This is a genomic window from Cupriavidus sp. CP313, from assembly GCF_054072015.1.
Window position 1 is genome coordinate 186,980 of sequence record NZ_JBSVZB010000003.1, and the last position, 22,292, is coordinate 209,271.

Consider the following 22,292-nt stretch of genomic DNA (forward strand, 5'->3'; position numbering starts at 1 on the left):
GCGTCAGGCGGTCGGCAGCTTGTAGTCCTTGAACTGCTCGCGCAGCTTGAGCTTCTGCATCTTGCCGGTGGCGGTCAGCGGGATCTCGGTGACAAAGGCCACGTCGTCCGGGATCCACCACTTGGCGACCTTGCCGTCGAAGTACTGCAGTAGTTCTTCGCGGGTGACTTCGGCGCCGGGCTTCTTCACCACCACCAGCAGCGGGCGTTCATCCCACTTGGGGTGGTAGGCCGAGATGCAGGCCGCCATATGCACCGCGGGGTGCGCGGCGGCGACGTTCTCGATATCGATCGACGAGATCCATTCGCCGCCGGACTTGATCACGTCCTTGCTGCGGTCGGTGATCTGCATGAAGCCATCGGCGTCGATGGTGGCCACGTCGCCGGTCGGGAACCAGCCGTCGGCCAGGGGGCTGGTGCCATTGCGGTAATACTGCTCGATGACCCACGGCCCGCGCACCATCAGGTCGCCGAAGGCCTTGCCGTCCCACGGCAGCTCATTGCCGTCGCCATCGACGATCTTCATGTCGACGCCGAAGATCACACGGCCCTGCTTTTCCTGGATCTTGTGGCGCTCGGCGTCGGACAGGTCCTGGTGCCTGGCCAGCAGCTTGCACGACGTGCCCAGCGGCGACATCTCGGTCATGCCCCAGGCGTGGATCACCTCGACGCCCAGCGCCTCGAGCGCGCGGATCATCGCCGGCGGCGCGGCCGAGCCGCCGATCACGGTGCGGTGGAAGGTGGAGAACTTGAGCTTGTTCGATTGCACGTGCTGGAGCAGGCCGAGCCACACCGTCGGCACGCCGGCGGAGAAGGTCACCTTCTCCTGCTCGAACAGTTCATAGATCGAAGCCCCGTCCAGCTTGGCACCCGGCAGCACCAGCTTGGCGCCGACCAGCGGCACCGAGTACGGCAGGCCCCAGGCATTGACGTGGAACATCGGCACCACGGGCAGGATCACGTCGCTGGCGGAGCAGCCCAGCGCGTCCGGCATGGCCGACGCATACGAGTGCAGCACCGTCGAGCGGTGCGAATACAGCGCGCCCTTGGGGTTGCCGGTGGTGCCCGAGGTGTAGCACAGGCTCGACGCCTGGTTCTCGTCGAACTGCGGCCATTCGTAGTTGCCGTCCTGGGCCTCGACCAGTTCCTCGTAGCACAGCAGCGGCACCTTGGATTCGGCCGGCATATGCGCGCGGTCGGTCATCGCCACCCAGCCCTTGACGTTGGGGCAGTGCGGCGCGACGCCTTCCACCAGTGGCAGGAAGGTCAGGTCGAAGAAGATGTAGCCGTCTTCCGCGTGGTTGACGATATAGGCAATCTGCTCGGGGAACAGGCGCGGGTTGACGGTATGGCAGACGGCGCCCATGCCGGACACGCCGTAGTAGATCTCCAGGTGGCGGTAGCCATTCCAGGCCAGCGTGCCGACGCGCTCGCCCTGCTTCACGCCCAGTGCGCCCAGCGCCTGCGCCAGCTTGCGGGCGCGCAGTTCGCAATCGCGGTACGTATAGCGATGCAGGTCGCCCTCCGTGCGCCGCGAGACGATCTCGGTGCTGCCGTAGTAACGCGCGGCGTGTTTGATGATGGAGGAAATGAGCAGCGGCGCGCTCATCATTTGACCCATCAATGCCATGAACCTGCCTCCTGAAAGTCTTGTGTAATTCGCCTGAAAACGAACAACCGTACTATTTTTTGGCGGTCGTTTCCATGCACCAAATCGGCATCCGGCCGGTCTCGTTGTGCACTGCCGTACTGTCGTTGCGTATTGCCGTCGGGGCTGCCGTCGGTATTGCCATCGAATTCGGGGCCGCAATTCTGCGGGAGTCCATGCACCGGATTCATGTGCGCACTGAAGGAGGAAAATAACCGTGCGGTGCATGGCGGCATTAACTCGGTCGAGCGGTCGAGTGCCGTTGAGGACGTACAATACTGCGTGGCATGTTGCACCTCAACATGTCGTTTTCCCTAGCCACCATCGCATTTCCGTGCCCCCGGCATGCCGCGCTGCACCGCCTTTTACGCGGTTCGCGGGCACACGGATGACCGCACGGATTTCGCACCGCCCCCTTGCGCCCCGGCGCCCTTAAGCGATGCCAGACACGCCCCAGTCACAAGCCCCGCAGCCCTCCGACGCAGCCGCTCCCGCCACGCTGTCCGTGCCCTGGCGCACCGCGCCCGGCTTCGCCGAACTCGGCGCGCAGTTTTTCACACGGCTGGGCCCGACGCCGCTGCCATCACCCTACCTGGTGGGGGTGGCGCCGGCCGCGGCGGCCCTGCTCGGCTGGGATGCCGGCATCGGCAGCCAGCAGGACTTCATCGAGACCTTTATCGGCAACCAGCTGCCGGACTGGGCCGACCCGCTCGCCACCGTCTATTCCGGGCACCAGTTCGGGGTCTGGGCCGGCCAGCTCGGCGACGGCCGCGCGATCCGCCTGGCGCAGGCGCAGACCGAGGCCGGCCCGTGGGAAATCCAGCTCAAGGGGGCTGGCCTCACGCCCTACTCGCGCATGGCCGACGGCCGCGCGGTGCTGCGTTCGTCGATCCGTGAATACCTGTGTTCCGAAGCCATGGCCGCTCTGGGCGTGCCGACCACGCGCGCGCTGTCGATCATGGGCTCGGACGCGCCGGTGCGCCGCGAGACCATCGAGACCGCCGCGGTGGTGACCAGGCTGGCCCCGACCTTTATCCGCTTCGGGCACTTCGAGCATTTCGCCGCGCACGACGACGTGGCCGCGCTGCGCAAGCTGGCGGATTTCGTCATCGACAACTTCATGCCCGCGTGCCGCGACGACGCCCAGCCCTACCAGGCGCTGCTGCGCGAGGTCTCGCTGCGCACCGCCGACCTTATCGCGCACTGGCAGGCGGTGGGCTTCTGCCACGGCGTGATGAACACCGACAATATGTCGATCCTGGGCCTGACCATCGACTACGGCCCGTTCGGCTTCCTGGACGCATTCGACGCCAACCACATCTGCAACCACTCCGATACGCAGGGCCGCTACGCCTACAGCCAGCAGCCGCAGGTGGCGTTCTGGAACCTGCACTGCCTGGCGCAGGCGCTGCTGCCACTGTGGCTGGGACCGGAGCATGCCGACAAGGAAGGCGCGCGCGACGCCGCCGTGGAAGCCGCGCGCGCGGCGCTGGACCCGTTCCGCGACCGCTATGCCGCAGCATTCTTCCGCCACTACCGCGCCAAGCTGGGCCTGCGCCCGCCCGCCGGCGGCGATGACAAGAGCGACGAGCCGCTGCTGACCAGCCTGTTCCAGCTGCTGCACGGCCAGCGCGTGGACTACACGCTGTTCTGGCGCAAGCTGTGCGGCATTTCGTCCACCGATGCCGCGCGCGACGCGCCGGTGCGCGACCTGTTCCTGGACCGCGCCGCCTTTGATGCCTGGGTAGCCGACTACCGCGTGCGCCTGCGCGCCGACCAGTCGCACGATGCCGCGCGCGAACTGGAAATGCTGGCGGTCAACCCCAAGTACGTGCTGCGCAACCACCTGGCCGAGACCGCGATCCGGCACGCACGCGAGAAGGACTTCAGTGAAGTGGACCGCCTGCTGGCCGTGCTGTCGCGCCCCTTCGACGAACAGCCGGAAGCGGAGCACTACGCGGCGCTGCCGCCGGACTGGGCGTCCGGCCTGGAGGTCAGTTGCTCGTCGTGACGCCATGGGATCCGCGCCCTGCACGCCGGCGCCAGCCGGTGTAAGGTTCGCGGAGTTCGCACGACCAATGCCTTAACTGAGGAACCCATCCGAGGAAGCCCTGCGAGGACAAAACCATGACCACCACCAAGACCGACGCCGAGTGGCGTGAACAACTCTCCGACATCGAATTCCGCGTGACCCGCGAGGCCGCCACCGAGCGCCCGTTCACCGGCCGCTACTGGGACCACTGGGACAACGGCATCTACCACTGCGTGGGCTGCGGCACGCCGCTGTTCGAATCCGCCACCAAGTTCGATGCCGGGTGCGGCTGGCCCAGCTATTTCCGCGCCATCAACGGCGAGGTGATTGCCGAGCACGTCGACCACAGCCACGGCATGACGCGGGTGGAGGTACGCTGCAAGGAATGCGGCAGCCATCTCGGCCATGTCTTCGAAGATGGCCCCGCCCCGACCGGCCTGCGCTATTGCATCAACTCGGCTGCGCTAAAATTCGATGATCGCGACCCGGCACAGCGTGCGGCGGATGATGCCCACGCCGCCGGCAGCGGCGACAAACCCCGGCGCGACCCGCAGCGCTGAACACTCCGGCTAGGACGCCGGACACAACCTGGTACCGCATGAAATTCCTGTTCGACCTGTTCCCGGTCATCCTGTTTTTTGCCGCCTTCAAGCTGGCTGACATCTACACCGCCACCGCCGTGGCCATTGGCGCCACGGTGCTGCAGATCGGCTGGGTCTGGTTCCGCCACCGCAAGGTCGAGCCGATGCAGTGGGTCAGCCTGCTGATCATCGCGGTGTTCGGCGGTGCCACGCTGGTGCTGCACAACGAGACCTTCATCAAGTGGAAGCCGACCGTGCTGTACTGGATGTTCGCGGCCGCGCTGCTGGGTTCGGTGATCGGCTGGCGCAAGAACCTGATCCGCGCCATGATGGAAAAACAGGTGACCCTGCCCGACCCGGTGTGGGCGCGGCTGAACGCCGCCTGGGCCGGCTTTTTTGCCGCCATGGGCGTGCTGAACCTGTACGTGGCCTACCAGTTCTCGACTGAGGCCTGGGTCAACTTCAAGCTGTTCGGCAGCATGGGGCTGATGCTGGTGTTCATCGTCGCCCAGAGTGTCTGGCTGTCGCGCCACATGCCCGAGAACACCCAGGACTGACGCCCCCGCCCCCCGCATCCCCGAACCGAAGGAAACCATTGATGGCAGCCGATCCCGCCACTATCGAGGCGATGCTGCGCGAAGCGCTCGCCCCCAGCCACCTGGCCGTGCGCGACGACAGCGCGCTGCACGCCGGACATGCCGGCGCCGCATCCGGCGGCGGACATTACGACGTGACAATCGTCAGCGAGCGCTTTACGGGTCACAGCCGGGTTGCGCGACACCGCATGGTGTATGATGCGCTGCGCGGTCTGTTCCCCGCGCAGATCCACGCACTGGCCGTGACTGCGTTCACCGACCAAGAGTACCAATCGCGCGTTCAATCACGCGCATCTTCCAGCAACTCTCAGACCTGATTCCATGAAGACCACCGTCCTCTCGTTCAGCCTGGCGGCTGTGCTTGCTGCCGGCAGCCTGCCGGCCATCGCCCAGAATGCCGCCGTCGTGAATGGCAAGGCCATTTCATCGGCAAAGCTGGACAAGTTGATCGCCGGCACCGGCCAGCCCGACAACCCGGAGCTGCGCTCGCGCGCCCGCAACATGCTGATCGACCGCGAACTGCTCTCGCAGGAAGCCAACAAGCGCGGCCTGACCCAGCGCGATGACGTGCAGGAACAACTGGAACAGGCCCGCCTGAACGTGCTGGCCGGCGCAGTGTTCGAAGACTACGTGAAGACCCACGGCGCCAGCGACGCCGAGTTGCGCAAGCAGTACGACAAGATCAAGTCGCAGTTCGGCAACGGCAAGGAATACCACGCCCGCCATATCCTGGTGGAAAAGGAAGCCGACGCCAAGGCGATCATCGCCAAGATCAAGGGCGGCGCCAAGTTCGAGGACATGGCGAAGGCCTCGTCCAAGGACCCGGGCTCGGCAGCCAACGGCGGCGACCTGGACTGGGCCAACAGCAGCAGCTACGTGCCTGAGTTCTCGGCTGCCATGACCGGCCTGAAGAAGGGCCAGCTGACCGATACCCCGGTCAAGACCCAGTTCGGCTGGCATATCATCGAACTGGTCGACGTGCGCGACGCCAAGATCCCGTCGTTCGAAGAGGTCAAGCCGCAGCTGACGCAAATGCTGATGGGGGACCAGAACTGGCAGCGCGAGCAGTTCCAGGCCATGATGAAGTCACTGAAGGACAAGGCCAAGATCCAGTAAGGCACGGTCCGGTCGCCCCCGCCGGTCCTGTAAGATTCAAGGATGCAGCGCGTGGAGTCGACTGGCCGTTACTGGCAACTCTGGCATCTCTCGTCCCGGGGCATGTGCTATTGCGCACTGGCCTGGGCGACCCTGGACGGCGCCGCCCCCGGCTGGCGCCAGCTCCACCCCTATCTCCCCTTGCGTGACCGTTACGCGCCCGAGAAGATCCTGCACGCCGTGGTGGCGTACAAGGAGGCTCGCGGCGAGATCAGGCCGCCCCCTGGTTTTGAAGCCGGGCGGATGCTGACTTATGCGTATGCGTCGTGGAGTTCGCGGTTGCTCCCGCCGGTTCCGGCTTGAATCGGCCTTCACTGGCGGCGATCGTAACGCCACCCTTCGTCGTCGAGCTGCCTGATACTGCCCACGACCAGCCCCACCAGGGCGTCGAGCATCTTGCTGCCCTTCTCCGCGCTGGCCCGCGTAGGATCGCCGGTGGCGCCGGTCGCTGAAACTTCAGCGATATCCCACATGATCTGCACGCGCTCGCCAAGGCGGATGCTGTCATCGGGCATCTGGCGCACTGCCTTGCTCAGGTCACATAATTCCGGGCGCACCGCCATGGTGATGGAGGTTTCGCCTTCGCCGCCATGCCCCAGTCCGTTCCATTCTGCGAAGAAGTCGTCCCCGAGCAGGTTGCCGACCACGTACCACCAGGCAGGCATAAAGGCGAACACGACTTCCGGATGGCGTTGCTTGACCTTGCGCTGGGCGATTTCCAGCGGCGCAATATTGCCGTCATGGCCGTTCAGCACAAAGATGTGCCGGATGTCGTAGGCAATCAGGCTTTCGAACATATCCTCCGCGATCGCGGTCACCGTCTCAAAGCGGAGCGTGATCGCCATGGGATTGGCGTTGTAATGCATCGAGGTGCCGAATGGCACGCCCGGGACCACGACGGTGCGGGCAAGCCGTTGCGCGGCCTGCCGGGCCACTTCGGCGGGAACGAACAGGTCGGGCCCCAGCGGCAGGTGGCCGCCGTGGCTTTCGCAACTGCCGAATACCGTGATCGCACTGTCGATGTCGCCGGCGGCGAACATCGCCTCCAGCTCGGCCGTGGAGAATTCATTCAGGAAGACCTTCTTCATGATGCCCTCTGCGCCAGCGGGCGCGGCTTCGCGCTCAATATCGGATGCAACAGCAAGTAAAGCAGCACGGTGGCCAGCAGCGCCACCAGGCCGTTCGGCCAGGCGACCAGCCACTGGTTCAGCTCGAGGCCGAGTCCCAGCATCATGCCGATCAGCGCCGAACCCACGCCCGCCCGGTTGAACGCGGGCTGGGCATTCAGTTCGCGAACGTCATAGCGGCCCTTGTGCTTGATGTAGAAGTCCGCCAGCAGCGGGCCGGCCAGCGGCGGCGCCATGATGCCGAGGTAGTTGATGAACTGCGAAAAGTACATCTGGTAGAAGCCCAGCGCGCCGAGCACGGTGCCGGCAAGGCCTGCCACCAGGACGAGCTGCTTCTTGCCGACTTCGAAGCCGCAGGACTGCAGCACGGGACCCGTGTAGAGCGCATTGCAATAGAGCTCGGCATCGTTGGTGGTCCATAGCGACAAGGTCCATGTGACTGCGCCCGCCAGTGCCAGCAGGAAGCTCTTTTCCAGCATCCACGACACGTAGTTGTATTCGCCGACGGTGACGGTGCCGATATAGCCGACGATATTGAGCAACGGATTCGTCAGCAAGAAGCAGGCGGCCGAGCCCAGCCAGACCGCCCGGGCGTTCCGGCTGAAGCGGAACAGGTCGCCCCCCATGATGGCTCCCGCAATCCAGCTCCCCACCAGCATGGTGACGGCCGACGATAACGGCAGGCCGCTCTTCTGCGAGGAAGCCCCGATGAAGCTGCCGAGCCCGCCGCCCTCGTCCAGCATGCCGATGCCGACCAGCACCGCGATCAGCATGATGACGGGCGCCACCGGCACCGCCAGGCGCTCCAGCCCTTTCATGCCGGACATGGAAGTCGCGGTGAACAACAGTCCGCAGAGCAGGCACGCTGTAAAAACCTCCAGCGTAATGGGGGCGATGTGGTACCCCATCCGGCCCGGGTCGAGCACCACGATGCCGCTCGGGTTGCCGATAAAGGCTCCCCAGATATCCCCCACCATGCCCGTGATCGCCGAGAACCAGCCCAGCGTCAGCAGCCCCATCGCCAGCATCGGCAGGTTCATGCCTTTTGCGCCATAGGCATAGCGGCACAGCAGCGCCAGGCTCAGCCCGGTTCGTTGCGCGATGACGCCCAGCAGCGACGTCAGCACGAACAGGATGCCCATGCCGATGGCGATGGCCAGCAACGCCATGGAGAAGGAAACGCCCGCTCCGCCCGCCGGCCCGGCCAGGGTGCCGCCGATAAACAAGCCGGTGGCAACGTAGCCAAACCCAACCCACACCATCACCTGCTTCCAGGTCGGCCTGCGCGCATCGGGCGGGACCGGGGTGAACATATAGTCTGCATCGACTGCCGGGGACGACTGCGCCTTCTGATTCATAGTGGGATCTCCGAATCAACCGTTCCGTGTTCGAGCGACCTGGATGCAAGGGGACCAGCCCTGCATCCGATCGTGAGTCAGCGCGAGAGTAACAGTGCGAAAGCGGCAGGAAATGCGGAAGATTCCAAGATGCGGAGCGAAATGGCCGTCGCCATCCGGGCTTTGGCCGCTTGCATCGCCGAAAAACTAAAAAGCCACCGGCGCTGCCGGTGGCTCTGGGTTGGGACGAAGGGCGCAGGCCCTGGGCTGATGCTTACCCCACCCACTTCCGCGCATTGCGGAACATCCGCATCCACGGGCTGCCGCCGTCGGCAACCTGCTTCCACGCGTCCGGCGCCCAGCTCATGGTCGCGGCACGGAACACGCGCTCCGGGTGCGGCATCAGCACGGTGAAGCGGCCATCCACGGTCGTCACCGAGGTGATGCCGTCGGGCGAGCCGTTCGGGTTGAGCGGATAGGCCTGCGTGACTGCGCCATAGTTGTCGACAAAGCGCAGCGCCACATGGGCCTGGTCGATATTGCCCTGCTGCGAGAAGTCGGCAAACCCTTCGCCGTGGGCAACCACGATCGGGATGCGGCTGCCTTCCATGCCGGCAAAGAAAATCGACGGCGAGGACTGCACTTCCACGGTCACGTAGCGCGCCTCGTACTGCTCCGACTGGTTGCGCGTGAACTGCGGCCAGGCACCGGCGCCCGGGATGATCGGGGCCAGGTTGCTCATCATCTGGCAGCCGTTGCACACGCCCAGCGCAAAGGTGTCCTGGCGGTTGAAGAAGGCAGCGAACTGCTCGGCCATCTGCCCGTTGAACAGGATGGTCTTGGCCCAGCCCTCGCCCGCACCCAGCACGTCGCCGTAGCTGAAGCCGCCGCAGGCAACGAAACCGCTGAAGTCGGCCAGGTTGGCGCGGCCGGCGATCAGGTCGCTCATGTGCACGTCGTGCGTATCGAAGCCGGCGCGGTCCATGCTGTACGCCATTTCGATCTGCGAGTTGACGCCCTGCTCGCGCAGGATGGCCACGCGCGGCCGCGCGCCGGTGGCGATGAACGGCGCGGCGATGTCCTCGGCCGCATCAAAGGTCAGCACCGGGCTGATGCCGGGGTCGGCGGCGTCCAGCAGGCGGTCGAATTCGCTGTCGGCGCAGGCCGGGTTGTCGCGCAGGCGCGCGATGCGCCAGCTGACTTCGCTCCAGTTGCGCTGCAGGTCGGTGCGCGACGCGCCGAAGACCTTCTTGGCATCGCGGTAGACCTCGATCTGGTCGGTCGCGTTGGGCTTGCCCACCACATGGCTGCAGGCCGACAGGCCGGCTTCGCGCAGCACGGCAAAGACCGTGTCGCGGTCTTCCATGCGCACCTGCACCACTGCGCCCAGCTCTTCCGAGAACAGCGCGCGCAGGGTCTGGTCGTTGCGGCGTTCAGCCACCTGCTGCGCCCAGTTCTTGGCGTCGCCGTAGTCCTGTTCCTGCTGCGGGTCCAGCGCCAGCATGTCGACGTTGAGCGAGATGCCGCAGTGGCCGGCAAAGGCCATTTCCGCCAGCGCAGCCATGAAGCCGCCGTCGGAACGGTCGTGGTAGGCCAGCAGCTTGCCTTCGCGGTTCAGGCGCTGGATCACGTTGAAGAAGTTCTTCAGGTCCTCGGCATTGTCGACATCGGGGGCGCTGTCGCCGACCTGCTGCATGACCTGCGCCAGGATGCTGCCGGCCATGCGGTTCTTGCCGCGGCCCAGGTCGACGGCGATCAGCACGGTGTCGCCGGCATCGGTACGCAGTTGCGGGGTCAGCGTGCGGTTGACATCGTCCACCGCGGCAAAGGCCGAGATGATCAGCGACACCGGCGCCACCACTTCCTTGTTGACGCCGTCGTCCTGCCACTTGGTGCGCATCGACAGCGAATCCTTGCCGACCGGGATGCTGATGCCCAGCGCCGGGCATAGCTCCATGCCGACGGCGTGCACGGTGTCATACAGCCTGGCATCCTCGCCTTCCACGCCGCAGGCCGCCATCCAGTTGGCCGACAGCTTGACCTTGCCCAGGTCCTTGACCGGCGCCGCCGCCAGGTTGGTCAGCGCCTCGCCGATCGCCATGCGGCCGGAGGCCGGCGCGTTGATCACGGCCAGCGGGGTGCGCTCGCCCATGGTCATGGCCTCGCCGGCGTTGCCCTTGTAATCGAGCGTGGTCACGGCCACGTCGGCCACCGGCACCTGCCACGGGCCGACCATCTGGTCGCGCGCGTTCATGCCGCCCACGGTGCGGTCGCCAATGCTGATCAGGAACGACTTGCTGGCCACGGTCGGGTGGCGCAGCACGTCGTGCACGGCCTGCTCCAGGCTGATGCCGGTGACGTCAACGGCCGGCAGCGCCTCTTCCACGCGCTTGACGTCGCGGTGCATGCGCGGCGGCTTGCCCAGCAGCACGTCCATCGGCATGTTGACGGTGTAGTGTTCCTTGAGCGCGGCATCGACATTGGCGTCGACCAGTTGCAGCTGCTTTTCTTCGGTGGCGATGCCGACCACCGCGAACGGCGAGCGCTCGCGCTGGCACATGGCCTGGAACTGCGGGAAGCTGTCCGGCGCGATGGCCAGGACGTACCGCTCCTGCGACTCGTTGCACCAGATCTCGGCCGGCGACAGGCCGGACTCTTCCAGGTGCACCTGGCGCAGGTCGAAGCGCGCGCCGCGGTCGGCGCCGTCCACCAGTTCCGGGAAAGCGTTGGAGATGCCGCCCGCGCCGACGTCGTGGATCGACAGGATCGGGTTGGCGTCGCCGAGCTGCCAGCAGGCGTTGATCACTTCCTGCGCGCGGCGCTCCATCTCGGGGTTGCCGCGCTGGACCGAATCGAAGTCCAGGTCGGCGGTGTTGGTACCGGTCGCCATCGAGCTGGCGGCGCCGCCGCCCATGCCGATGCGCATGCCCGGGCCGCCCAGCTGGATCAGCAGCGTGCCGGCCGGCAGCGGGTTCTTGTGCGTGTGCGCGGCGTCGATACTGCCGATACCGCCGGCGATCATGATCGGCTTGTGGTAGCCGCGCACGGTGCCGCCCACGTTCTGCTCGTAGACGCGGAAGTAGCCGCCCAGGTTGGCGCGGCCGAACTCGTTGTTGAAGGCGGCGCCGCCGAGCGGGCCGTCGATCATGATCTGCAGCGGCGAGGCGATGCGGTCCGGCTTGCCGGTCACGCCGGGCTTGTCGTCGGGGTTGCGGTGCGCCACCGGCTGGGCGGCGTCGCGGTCGTTTTCCCAGGATTCGACGGCATCGGGCAGCATCAGGTTGGACACCGTGAAGCCGGTCAGGCCGGCCTTGGGCTTGGCGCCGCGGCCGGTGGCGCCCTCGTCGCGGATTTCACCGCCGGCGCCGGTGGAGGCACCCGGGAACGGCGAGATCGCGGTCGGGTGGTTGTGCGTTTCCACCTTCATCAGCGTGTGCGTCAGCGCCTCGTGGCGGCCGTACTTGTGGTCGTCACCGCGCGGGAACCAGCGCTCGGCCACGTCGCCTTCCATCACCGCCGAGTTGTCCGAATAGGCCACGATCGAGCCCTGCGGATTGAGCTGGTGCGTATTGCGGATCATCGCGAACAGCGACTTGTCCTGCTGCACGCCGTCGATGGTCCAGGTGGCGTTGAAGATCTTGTGGCGGCAGTGCTCGCTGTTGGCCTGCGCGAACATCATCAGCTCGACGTCGGTCGGGTTGCGCTCCAGCTTGCCGTAGGCGTCGACCAGGTAGTCGATCTCGTCCTCGGACAGCGCCAGGCCCATCTCGACGTTGGCCGCGGCCAGCGCGCTGCGCCCGGCCGAGATGTCGATAAAGCGCAGCGGCTTGGCCGGCAGTTCCTGGAACAGTCCGGCCGCATCGTCACGCGAGGCAACCACGGTCTCGGTCATGCGGTCGAACAGGTGCGCGGCGACGGCGGCGCGGGAGTCCGCGTCCAGCGTCTTGCGCCCGCGCAGCAGGCCCTTCTTGCAGATCACGGTGATCTCGATGCCGCGCTCGATGCGGTGGATATGCGTGAGGCCGCAGTTATGGGCGATGTCGGTGGCCTTGCTGGCCCACGGCGAGATCGTGCCGAAGCGCGGGATCACCACGAAGCGGTCGCCGTCGGACGGCTCGGCGAATGGCGCGCCGTAGGTCAGCAGCGCCGCCACGCGGGACTGCTCTTCGGCCGACAGCGGCGTCTGTGCATCAACAAAGTGCAGGAACTGGCCATGCACCGATTCAATATCGGCGTCGATCTGCCGCAGGGCGGTGAGCAGGCGTTGCTGACGGAAGGCGGAAAGCGCCAAAGCGCCGGGGAAGCATGAGAAATGCGCCATGATCGTAGCGGTCGGGAGGCGGTGAGGTAGGGGCTGCTGCTTAGCCGGCACCGCTGCATGGGGTGCCGACTGGCGGGAAACCGCTATTGTACCTTGCCGGCACCCGGATTTTGCACCGCGACATCACGGCGGGGCCGTGTTACGGCCTATCCTGATAATACTTATGCGTCACTTTCACCGAATGGACGGCTCAGAGTGACGTCGCCGAGCGCGCGGCCTGCTCGTACAGGCCGGTCAGCACCCGCATCAGCCGGGCGAGTTCGCCGATCTCGGCATTCTCTTCGCTGCCTTCGGTGAAGTTGCTGGTCAGGCATTGTTCGCGGATCTCGCGGTAGCGCGCGCAGGCCTCGGTGCCGGCCGGGGTGGTCGAATAAGTGGCCTCCTTGCCGACCCGCTCCCCGCTCACCAGCCCCAGCCCCTGCAGCTTCTTCAATGCGTAGGTCACCAGGTGCGTGTCTTCCACGTTCAGCACGAAGCAGATATCGGCCAGCCGCTTGGGCCGGCCGCGATGGTTCACGTGATGCAGCACCAGCACGTCCAGGAAGGTCAGGTCGCGCACGCCGGCCGCGCCCATGCAGCGCACCACCCAGCGGCTGTAGGCGTTGTAGGCGGTGTTCAGCCCGAACTCGAACTCGGACAGCTCGGGGCTGCGCACCGACACCAGGTGCGAGGACGACACGATATTGGCCCCGGCCGCGCGCGACAGCGCGGTGGCCGGCCTTGCCGCCGGGGCATCGGCCACGGCGGCGGTGGTGTGCCCGCTCTCGGCTGGCTTGCGTGGCATGCGGGAGACTCCTTTCGATGGGGGCGGCGCTGGCGGACTAGTGGTGCTAGGTATAAGCCCGGAGCGCACCCCGGCAATTTTAGCTTGACAGTTTATTGGCGAATTATGAGCATGAACACCTAATAAATACAGGTAAAGCATGAGGGAGGACGCCGGCCACGACTGGCCCTGCGCCTGTACACCGCGCCCTCCCCCGTGCTGGCAGGCGGCCGCCACCATGGCGGTGCCCGCCCCGCCCTCGCACCCCGTTTGCAGACCCCATGCCATCCATGCTTCCCGACCTCGACACCCTGAACACCCGCCTGCGCGACGGCGCCACCAGCCGTGCGCAGATCATCGAGCAGGCGGCCGCGCTTGCCGCCACACCGGCTGCCGAGGCCGTGTTCCTGCACAGCACCTTCGAGGCCGCGGCCCAGGTCGCGCGCGCAGCCGATGCCGCCGGCCGCGCCGGCAAGGCGCTGCATCCGCTGGCGGGGCTGCCGGTTTCGGTCAAGGACCTTTACGACGTGGCCGGTGAAGTGACCAGCGCGGCCTCGCTGGTGCGCAAGGATGCCGCGCCGGCCACGGCGGACGCCACCGTGGTGGCCCGCCTGCGCGCCGCAGGGGCAGCCCTGGTCGGGCGCACCAACATGACGGAGTTCGCGTTCTCGGGCGTGGGCATCAATCCCCACTATGGCACGCCGGTCAATCCGGCCGGCACGGATGGCGTGGCACGCATCCCGGGCGGCTCGTCGTCGGGTGCGGCCGTTTCGGTGGCGCTGGGGCTGGCGGTCGCGGCGCTTGGCAGCGACACCGGCGGCTCCATCCGCATCCCCGCCGCGCTGTGCGGCATCACCGGCTTCAAGCCCACCACGCGGCGCGTGCCGCTGACGGGGGCCTTTCCGCTTTCCTACACGCTGGATACCGCCTGTGCGATGGCGCGCATGGTCAGCGACTGCATTGCCGTGGACAGCGTGATCGCCGACAGCGCGGTGATCCCGCGCGTCACCAACCCCGCCGCCACGCGGCTGGCGATCCCGCGCCAGATCCTGCTGGACGACCTGGACCCGGTGGTGGCGCGCGCCTTTGACCGCGCGCTGGGCCGGCTCTCGGCCGCCGGCGTGCAACTGGAGCATGTCGACCTGCCCGAGCTCGGCGAGTTGGCGGGCCTGAACGCCCAGGGCGGCTTCAGCTCGGCCGAAGCCTTTGCGATCCACCGCCACCTGCTGGCCGCCCGGCGCGACCTGTACGACCCGCGCGTGGCCTCGCGCATCGACCGCGGCGCCAATATCAGTGCCGCCGACTACATCGACCTGGGCCGCGCCCGGCTGGACTGGATCGCCCGCATGGAAGCGCGCCTGGCCCGCTTCGACGCCGTGGTCTGCCCGACCGTGCCGATGGTCGCGCCCGAGATTGCGCCGCTGCGCACCGATGATGCGCAGTTCTTCCGCGTCAATGCCCTGCTGCTGCGCAATACCTCGGCCTTCAATTTCCTTGACGGTTGCTCGATCTCGATGCCCTGCCACGCGCCGGACGAGCTGCCCGTGGGCCTGATGCTGTCGCACGGCCCGATGCGCGACGCCGACCTGCTGGGCACGGCCCTTGCGTTGGAACGCATCGTGCAACCGTCACAGCGCGACGACTGAGCCCGCCGCCGCGCCGTTGATCTTGCGCCGGACGCACGCCCCCCCAACCGGGAGCATGCGCACGGCACCAGGTAGTACGCAACCCGCTGTACAACCGCGCCCCCGCGCGCACACCAGGAGAGATCGAGATGCGAGTCAAGGCAATCGTTGCGGCAGCCCTGATGCTGGCCGCCGTGGCGGCACAGGCGGACACCAAGTGGGACCTGCCGACCGGCTATCCGGTCGCCAACCTGCACACCGAAAACCTGCAACTGATGGCCAGCGAAGTGGACAAGGCCACCGGCGGCAAGCTCAAGATCGTGCTGCACCCCAACGGATCGCTGCTCAAGGCCAACGAGATCAAGCGGGGCGTGCAGACCGGCCAGGTGCAGATGGGCGAGATCCTGATGTCCCTGCTGGCCAATGAGAACCCGGTGTTCGGCGTCGATGCGGTGCCATTCCTGGCCACCAGCTATGCCGATGCCTACAGGCTGTGGCAGGCCTCGCGCCCGGTCACCGAGAAGGTGCTCGACAAGCAAGGGCTGAAGCTGCTGTACGCGGTGGCCTGGCCGCCGCAGGGCATCTATGCCAACAAGCCGATCAATTCGGCTGCGGACATGAAGGGCCTGAAATGGCGCGCGTACAACCCTGCCACCTCGCGCATCGCCGAGCTGGTAAGCGCCCAGCCGGTGACCATCCAGGCCGCCGACCTGGCGCAGGCGCTGGCCACCGGCACCGTCAACTCCTTCATGTCGTCTGGCGCCACCGGCGTCGACACCAAGGTGTGGGAGAGCGTGAAGTACTTCTATGCCGTCGATGCCTGGCTGCCCAAGAACATGCTGGTGGTCAGCAAGAAGGCCTTCGCGGCGCTGGACAAGCCGACCCAGGACGCCCTGCTCAAGGCCGTCGCCGATGCCGAGAAGCGCGGCTGGCAGGTGTCGGAGCAGAAGACCAAGGAGTACCTGGCGACCTTGTCGCGCAACGGCATGACGGTGCAGCCGCCTTCGCCGCAGCTCAAGTCCGACATGCAGAAGGTGGGCCAGACCATGGTGGATGACTGGGCCAAGGGCGCGGGCGAGGACGGCAAGGCCATCCTGGACGCCTACCGCAAGTAGGCTGCGGGCCTGCCCGCCTCCATGAACTCCCCGCCCTTGCCGCGCAGGCTGGCATGGCGGGGAGCCCCTTCCCTCCCTGACGCCGTCCATCATGCCAACTGCCCCCTCCTCCAAGCGCTGGCTCGACCGCCTGCTTGACCTCTTTGCCACGCTCGGCGCGCTGTGCATCCTCGCCGTCTGCGTGATCATGATCCTGATGTCGCTGTCGCGGGAGACCTCGGTGATCTTCAAGGGTGGCGATGACATCGTCGCCTGGCTGTGCGCGGCGTCCGCCTTCCTGGTCCTTGGCCAGACCTTCCAGCATGGCGGCATCGTGCGCGTCGAGATGCTGCTGGGGGCCGTGGGCCCACGCCGGCGCCGGGTGCTGGAGCTGGTCTCGCTGACCATCTGCCTGGTGTTTGCCGCCTACGCGGCCTGGGCGCTGGGCACCTTTGCGTGGCAGAGCTGGGACATCGGCGATGTCTCGCAGGGCCAGATCGTGATCCCGTTGTGGATTCCGCAGAGCTTCGCGGTGCTTGGCTGCGTCGGCTTCCTGCTGGCGGTCGCCGATGAATGGCTGCGCGTGGTGCGCGGACAGAAGCCGCGCTACCAGGTGGCCCATGAAGCAAAGCTCGCCGCCGGCGATTTCGGGGAGACAGTCTGATGAGCACAGTCGTGGTTGCACTGATCCTGCTGCTGGTGATGATCGTCTTCCTGGCGATCGGCGCGTGGATCCCCGTGGCCATTGCGGTCACCTCATGGGTCGGGCTGGTGGTGTTCTCAGACCGCGAGGCGCTGGTCAGCCTGGCCAATGCGTGGTGGTCGTCGAGCGCCTCTTACACGCTGGCATCGCTGCCCCTCTTTGTCTGGATGGGCGAGATCCTGTTCCGCACCAAGCTGTCAGAGCAGATGTTCAACGGGCTGTCGCCGTGGCTGAGCTGGCTGCCCGGGCGGCTGATGCACGTCAATATCCTGGGCTGCGGCATCTTCGGCTCGGTGTCGGGGTCCTCGGCGGCCACCTGCGCCACCATCGCCAAGTCGGCGCTGCCGGAACTCACGCGGCGCGGCTACGACGAGCGCACTACGCTCGGCTCGCTGTCCTGCGCCGGCACGCTCGGCATCCTGATCCCGCCGTCGATCACGATGGTGGTGTACGCGGTGTCGGCGGACGTGTCGATCATCCGCGTGTTCCTGGCGGGCTTCATACCCGGCCTGCTGCTGATGCTGCTGTTCTCCGGCTACATCGTGGTCTGGGCGCTGGCCAACCCGGACAAGACCCCGCCGTCGGAGCACTTCAACTGGCGTGCGCGGCTGGCATCGATCCGCCAGCTGCTGCCGTGCATCGTGCTGATCGCCTTTATCACCGCGATCATGGTGACCGGCTACTCCACCGCGACCGAGGCCGCAGCCTATGGCGTGGTGGCCTCGCTGGCGCTGGCGTGGGCGGGCGGTTCGCTTACGCGCGCGGCGTTCTGGGACAGCCTGATGTCGGCCACGCGGCTGACCGCGATGATCATGTTCGTGCTGGGCGCGACCTCGTTCCTGTCGGTGACCATGAGCTTTACCGGCATCCCGCGCGCGCTGGCGGAATGGGTGGCGGCGATGCACCTGTCGCCGTGGGCGCTGATCGCGGTGCTGACAGTGATCTACATCGTGCTCGGCACGGCGCTGGACGGCATCTCGATGATCGCGCTGACCACCGCGACGGTGCTGCCGATGGTGCAGGCGGCCGGCTTCGACCTGGTCTGGTTCGGCATCTTCATCGTGCTGCTGGTGGAGATCGCCGAGGTGACACCACCCGTGGGCTTCAACCTGTTCGTGCTGCAGAGCATGACCGGCAAGGACAGCAATTACATAGCACGGGTCTCGCTGCCCTTTTTCATGATGATGGTGGTGGCGATCGCCATCGTCACGATCTGGCCGGGCGTGGTCACCTGGCTGCCGGACATTGTCATGCAGCAGGAAGTCAAATAGCATTGGCCGGCCCTGTCCGGCCCTGTTCCGCCTTTCCCGCCGGCGCGGCAACGTGGAGGTTCCCAGTCCGATGCATGTGATCGTCATCGGCGCCGGCGCGATCGGCGTCAGTTCCGCCTGGTACCTGCGGCAGGCCGGTTTCGACGTGACCGTGCTCGAACGCCGCGCCGCGCCGGCCCAGGAAGCCAGCTTCGGCAATGCCGGCGTGATCGCGCCCGGCTACGTCACGCCATGGGCCGCGCCGGGCATGCCCGGCAAGATCCTGCGCACGCTCTTTGCGCGCGAAGCGCCGGTCCTGTTCCGCCCTTCCGCCGACCCGGCCATGTGGCGCTGGATCGCGCGCTGGCTGCGCGAATGCCGGCTGGAGCGCTACCGCGCCAACAAGCTGCGCATGCAGCGGCTGGCGTTCTACAGCCGCGGGTGCCTGCACCGGCTGCGCAGCGAGCTGGAAATCGACTACGAGCAGTCGCAAGGCTACCTGCAGCTGTTCCGCACCGCGCGCGACCTCGACCTGGCCGCGCCCGCCGTGGCCCTGCTGCGCGAGAACAACGTGCCGCACCGGCTGGTCAGCGCGCAGGAATGCCGCCAGATCGAACCGGGCCTGGCCGCCGACACGCCGCTGGCCGGCGGGCTGCACCTGCCGGAAGACGAATCCGGCAACTGCCCGATGTTCGTGCGCGCGCTGCACCGGCATGCCGAGGCCGCAGGCGTATCGTTTCGCTTCGACACCCAGGTGGCGCGCGTCAGGCCCGACAACGCAGGCAAGCTGCAGGTCGAGCTGTCGCACTCCGACAAGAAGCGCCTTGGCCAGGTGCTGAGCGCCGACCGCGTGCTGGTCGCGGCCGGCGCCGACAGCACCGCGCTGCTGCGCCCGCTGGGCCTGCGCGTACCGCTGTATCCGGTCAAGGGCTACTCGGTGACGGTGATGGTCCGCGACGAACTGCAGGCGCCGCTGGGCGCGCTGATGGATGAGTCCTACAAGGTCGCGATCACGCGCATGGGCAACCGCCTGCGCGTGGCGGGCACGGCCGAACTGGGCTCACGCAAGCTTGATCTGCGGCCGGCCGCCCTGAACACCCTGGTCAAGGTCGCGCGCGACTGGTTCCCGGTGGCCGGCAACTACCAGGAAGCCACGCAATGGGTGGGCGCGCGGCCGATGCTGCCGGACGGGCCGCCGCTGATCGGGCCTACGGCCGTGCCCGGCCTGTTCCTCAATCTCGGCCATGGCTCGACGGGCTGGGCGATGAGCTGCGGATCGGGCAAGATTGTGGCTGACCAGATCGCCGCCAGCGCCGGCACCCATGGCGGCCCAGACATCGACATGGAGGGCCTGCTGCCCGACCGCTACGGCTTGGGTCCCGCCAGATAACCAGACATGACACCCTCTGCCTCTACCGCCACCTCGCCCGCAAGCGGCGACGGCTGGTTTGCCCTCGATGCCGCCGCATCCGCACCGATTCCGCTGTACGACGTCGCCGCCATCCGCCGCATCGAGAACGCCGCCTTCACGCAACTGCCCGCCTTTACGCTGATGTCGCGCGCCGGCGCCGCGGCCGCGCGCTGGCTGGCCTGCCACGCACCCGCCGGCCCGCTGCTGTTCGTGGCGGGTCCCGGCAACAATGGCGGCGATGCGCTGGTGGCCGCCACGCAATTGCACAGCGCCGGCCGTGCCGTGCAGGTATGGCTGACGGCGGATCCGCAGCACCTGCCCGCCGACGCCGCGACGGCATGGCAGCAAGCGCACGCAGCCGGCGTCCCGGTCAGCGTGGTCGCGGGCATGGCTGCCTCGCATGACGCGGACTGGCCCGCCGGCACCGCGGCGATCGTCGATGGCCTGCTCGGCATCGGCCTGAATCGCCCCGCCGACGGCGCCATGGCGTGGTGGATCGGACAAATCAACCGCAGCGCGCTGCCGGTGTTTGCGCTGGACATCCCCAGCGGCCTGTTCGCCGACACTGGCGCGGGCGCGCCGGCCGTGCGTGCGCAGCGCACGCTGACCTTTATCGCCGCCAAGCCCGGGCTGCTGACGCTGGACGGGCGCGACTGCGCCGGCGAGGTCGATATCGCGCCGATCGGTCTCGGCTATCCGCCGGACGAAGCGCCCCATTGCCTGGTAAACGGGCCGGCGCTGTTCAGTACTGCGCTGCCGCGCCGCCGCCATGCCAGCAACAAGGGCACGCATGGGTCGCTGGCGGTCATCGGCGGCAACCTGGGCATGACCGGCGCGCCGCTGCTGGGCGCCAGGGCCGCGCAGTTCCTCGGCGCGGGCAAGGTGCATATCGGCTTCCTGGCGCAGCCCGCACCGCAGTTCGATCCGCTGCATCCGGAGCTGATGCTGCATGCCGTGGACGCACTGGCCCTCGCTGCGATGTCGGCGCTGGTGATCGGTCCGGGCATGGGCACGGATGCCAACGCACACAAGCAGTTTGCGCGGCTGCTGCAAGCCGCGCCGTTGCCGCTTGTGCTGGATGCCGATGCCTTGAACCTGCTGGCCGCCGATCCGGCGCTGGCCGGCGCACTGGCCGCCAGCGGCGCGGCTTGCGTGATGACACCGCACCCGCTCGAAGCCGCCCGGCTGATGGGCGTGCCCGTCGCCGACGTGCAGCGCGACCGGCCCGCTGCTGCCGCCGCTCTGGCTGTGCAATGGCAGGCCGTAGTCGTGCTGAAGGGATCGGGCACCGTGATCGCGGCACCTGACGGCAGCCCATGCACGCTCAACCCGACCGGCAATGCCGCACTTGCCAGTGCCGGCACCGGCGACGTGCTGGCCGGCATGCTGGGCGCGCTGCTTGCACAGGGCATGGCGCCTCTGGGCGCAGCCCAGGCGGCGGTGTGGATCCACGGCCGTGCCGCCGATGCCCTCGTCGGCCAGGGCACCGGGCCAGCCGGCGTCACCGCAAGCGAACTGTACGCGCCGGCGCGCACCGTCTTCAACCAGTTGCTGGCCGGGACCCGCGCATGACGCGCGGCGCGCTGCTGCGCGATCCCGCCGACCGCCGCCACCTGCTCACCGGCATCGCCCTGCTGGTCATCGGGCAATGGATCCTCAGCCTGCTCGATGCCACCAGCAAGACCCTGACGCAGCAAGGACTGCCGCTGGTGGCCGTGGCATGGGTGCGCTATGTCGGGCATGTGGTCGCGATCTTCCTGCTGCTCGGCCCCGCCGGCTGGCGACGCCAGTGGCGGCCGGCAAAGCCTGGGCTGCAGTGGCTGCGGGGCGGGCTGATGCTGGTCTCGACGCTGGTGTTCTTCAGCGTGCTGATGCTGATGCCGCTGGCGCAGGCCACCGCGCTGAACTTCTGCGCGCCGCTGTTCGTGGTGGCGCTGTCGCCGTGGCTGCTGGGCGAGCGCCCCGGGCGCCATGCCCGCTGGATGCGCTGGACCGGTGTGGTGGTCGGCTTTGCCGGCATGCTGGTGGTGGTGCGTCCGGGTGGGCAGCTCAGTCCGCTCGGTGTCGGCCTGGGCCTGGTGTCGGCGCTGGTGTTCGCGCTGCTGCAGATGCTGACACGGCGCATTGCCGCGCATGACGCGCCCATGACCACGCTGATCCAGAGCGGTGTCACCGGCGCCTGCCTGACCACGCTGATCGTGCCTTTCTTCTGGTTCAGCGCGTGGCCCACGCCGATGCAATGTGCGCTGTTGCTCTCTGCAGGGATCACCGGGTCCCTGGGCCACTATTTCGTCATCCGGGCCTTCCAGTACGCGGATGCCTCGTTCCTGAGCCCCTTCCTGTACCTGCAGATCTTGTCCGCCACCGTGATCGGCTACCTGGCCTTCGGCCAGTTGCCGGACTGGACCACCGCAGGTGGCATCGGCATCATCTGCCTGGGTGGCTTGTGCGTGGCGGGCGGCGAACCGGTGCTGCGCGCTGTCGCGGGCCGGCTCGCTGGCCGGCGACGTCAGACAATGTCCGATACTTAGCGGGCACACATGCTGCTATGTTGCAAGTGTTAACAGTTGCTTACGCCGAGGGGTAAAAGTGCCGCGGCGCAGGCGATATACTTTGCGAGTCTGCGCCGCCGCGCGCACTCGCGCCCCTG

The 22,292-nt window shown here is 67.3% G+C and carries 17 protein-coding genes; 12 read left to right on the top strand and 5 right to left on the bottom strand.

Annotated features, from left to right (window positions below):
- Nucleotides 1-3: 3 nt before the first annotated feature.
- A complete protein-coding gene (locus tag ACW4E8_RS05335) occupies nucleotides 4-1,629 on the bottom strand; it encodes a 3-(methylthio)propionyl-CoA ligase (RefSeq protein ID WP_456803561.1) in 1,626 nt (541 codons plus the stop codon).
- 457 nt (nucleotides 1,630-2,086) lie between these two features.
- Here ACW4E8_RS05335 and ACW4E8_RS05340 point away from each other — a divergent pair, with 457 nt between their 5' ends.
- The 5 genes from ACW4E8_RS05340 (at nucleotide 2,087) to ACW4E8_RS05360 (ending at nucleotide 5,972) form a co-directional block, all read left to right on the top strand.
- Nucleotides 2,087-3,658, top strand: coding sequence for a protein adenylyltransferase SelO (locus ACW4E8_RS05340; protein WP_456803562.1), 1,572 nt, complete (start codon nucleotides 2,087-2,089; stop codon nucleotides 3,656-3,658).
- Between the two features lie 116 nt (nucleotides 3,659-3,774).
- Nucleotides 3,775-4,239 (top strand): peptide-methionine (R)-S-oxide reductase MsrB, encoded by a 465-nt coding sequence (msrB, locus tag ACW4E8_RS05345; protein ID WP_114134677.1) that lies wholly within the window; start codon nucleotides 3,775-3,777, stop codon nucleotides 4,237-4,239.
- 38 nt (nucleotides 4,240-4,277) lie between these two features.
- Nucleotides 4,278-4,817 (top strand): septation protein A, encoded by a 540-nt coding sequence (locus tag ACW4E8_RS05350; RefSeq protein WP_456803563.1) that lies wholly within the window; start codon nucleotides 4,278-4,280, stop codon nucleotides 4,815-4,817.
- A gap of 41 nt (nucleotides 4,818-4,858) precedes the next feature.
- A complete protein-coding gene (locus ACW4E8_RS05355) occupies nucleotides 4,859-5,173 on the top strand; it encodes a BolA family protein (protein WP_456803564.1) in 315 nt (104 codons plus the stop codon).
- A 4-nt stretch (nucleotides 5,174-5,177) separates the two neighbouring features.
- Complete coding sequence (locus ACW4E8_RS05360) at nucleotides 5,178-5,972, top strand: peptidylprolyl isomerase (RefSeq protein ID WP_035820217.1); 795 nt, start codon at nucleotides 5,178-5,180, stop codon at nucleotides 5,970-5,972.
- 350 nt (nucleotides 5,973-6,322) lie between these two features.
- Here the strand turns inward: ACW4E8_RS05360 and ACW4E8_RS05365 are convergent, their stop codons facing one another.
- The 4 genes from ACW4E8_RS05365 to ACW4E8_RS05380 all read right to left on the bottom strand — a co-directional run bounded on the left by ACW4E8_RS05365 (nucleotide 6,323) and on the right by ACW4E8_RS05380 (nucleotide 13,580).
- A complete protein-coding gene (locus ACW4E8_RS05365; RefSeq protein ID WP_456803565.1) occupies nucleotides 6,323-7,099 on the bottom strand; it encodes a creatininase family protein in 777 nt (258 codons plus the stop codon).
- Nucleotides 7,096-8,496 carry a purine-cytosine permease family protein gene (locus tag ACW4E8_RS05370; protein WP_456803566.1) on the bottom strand — a complete coding sequence of 467 codons (1,401 nt, stop codon included), beginning with the start codon at nucleotides 8,494-8,496 and terminating at the stop codon, nucleotides 7,096-7,098. The genes ACW4E8_RS05365 and ACW4E8_RS05370 overlap by 4 nt, the downstream gene beginning before the upstream one ends.
- A gap of 253 nt (nucleotides 8,497-8,749) precedes the next feature.
- Complete coding sequence (purL, locus tag ACW4E8_RS05375) at nucleotides 8,750-12,796, bottom strand: phosphoribosylformylglycinamidine synthase (protein ID WP_456803567.1); 4,047 nt, start codon at nucleotides 12,794-12,796, stop codon at nucleotides 8,750-8,752.
- A 190-nt stretch (nucleotides 12,797-12,986) separates the two neighbouring features.
- Entirely contained in the window at nucleotides 12,987-13,580 is a 594-nt protein-coding gene (locus ACW4E8_RS05380; protein ID WP_456803568.1) for a winged helix DNA-binding protein, read from the bottom strand.
- Between the two features lie 260 nt (nucleotides 13,581-13,840).
- On the opposite strand from ACW4E8_RS05380, the gene ACW4E8_RS05385 reads away from it, so the two are divergent.
- From ACW4E8_RS05385 to ACW4E8_RS05415, 7 genes are all read left to right on the top strand, one after another.
- Nucleotides 13,841-15,205: an amidase gene (locus ACW4E8_RS05385; protein WP_456803569.1), complete on the top strand. Its 1,365-nt coding sequence runs from the start codon at nucleotides 13,841-13,843 to the stop codon at nucleotides 15,203-15,205.
- A 128-nt stretch (nucleotides 15,206-15,333) separates the two neighbouring features.
- A complete protein-coding gene (locus tag ACW4E8_RS05390; RefSeq protein ID WP_456803570.1) occupies nucleotides 15,334-16,299 on the top strand; it encodes a TRAP transporter substrate-binding protein in 966 nt (321 codons plus the stop codon).
- 91 nt (nucleotides 16,300-16,390) lie between these two features.
- Nucleotides 16,391-16,942 (top strand): TRAP transporter small permease subunit, encoded by a 552-nt coding sequence (locus ACW4E8_RS05395; RefSeq protein ID WP_456803571.1) that lies wholly within the window; start codon nucleotides 16,391-16,393, stop codon nucleotides 16,940-16,942.
- Entirely contained in the window at nucleotides 16,942-18,252 is a 1,311-nt protein-coding gene (locus tag ACW4E8_RS05400) for a TRAP transporter large permease (RefSeq protein WP_456803572.1), read from the top strand. The genes ACW4E8_RS05395 and ACW4E8_RS05400 overlap by 1 nt, the downstream gene beginning before the upstream one ends.
- 70 nt (nucleotides 18,253-18,322) lie before the next feature.
- Complete coding sequence (locus ACW4E8_RS05405; RefSeq protein WP_456803573.1) at nucleotides 18,323-19,621, top strand: D-amino acid dehydrogenase; 1,299 nt, start codon at nucleotides 18,323-18,325, stop codon at nucleotides 19,619-19,621.
- Between the two features lie 6 nt (nucleotides 19,622-19,627).
- Nucleotides 19,628-21,214: an NAD(P)H-hydrate dehydratase gene (locus ACW4E8_RS05410; protein ID WP_456803574.1), complete on the top strand. Its 1,587-nt coding sequence runs from the start codon at nucleotides 19,628-19,630 to the stop codon at nucleotides 21,212-21,214.
- Nucleotides 21,211-22,173, top strand: coding sequence for a DMT family transporter (locus ACW4E8_RS05415; RefSeq protein ID WP_456803575.1), 963 nt, complete (start codon nucleotides 21,211-21,213; stop codon nucleotides 22,171-22,173). The genes ACW4E8_RS05410 and ACW4E8_RS05415 overlap by 4 nt, the downstream gene beginning before the upstream one ends.
- The last annotated feature ends 119 nt before the right edge of the window (nucleotides 22,174-22,292 follow it).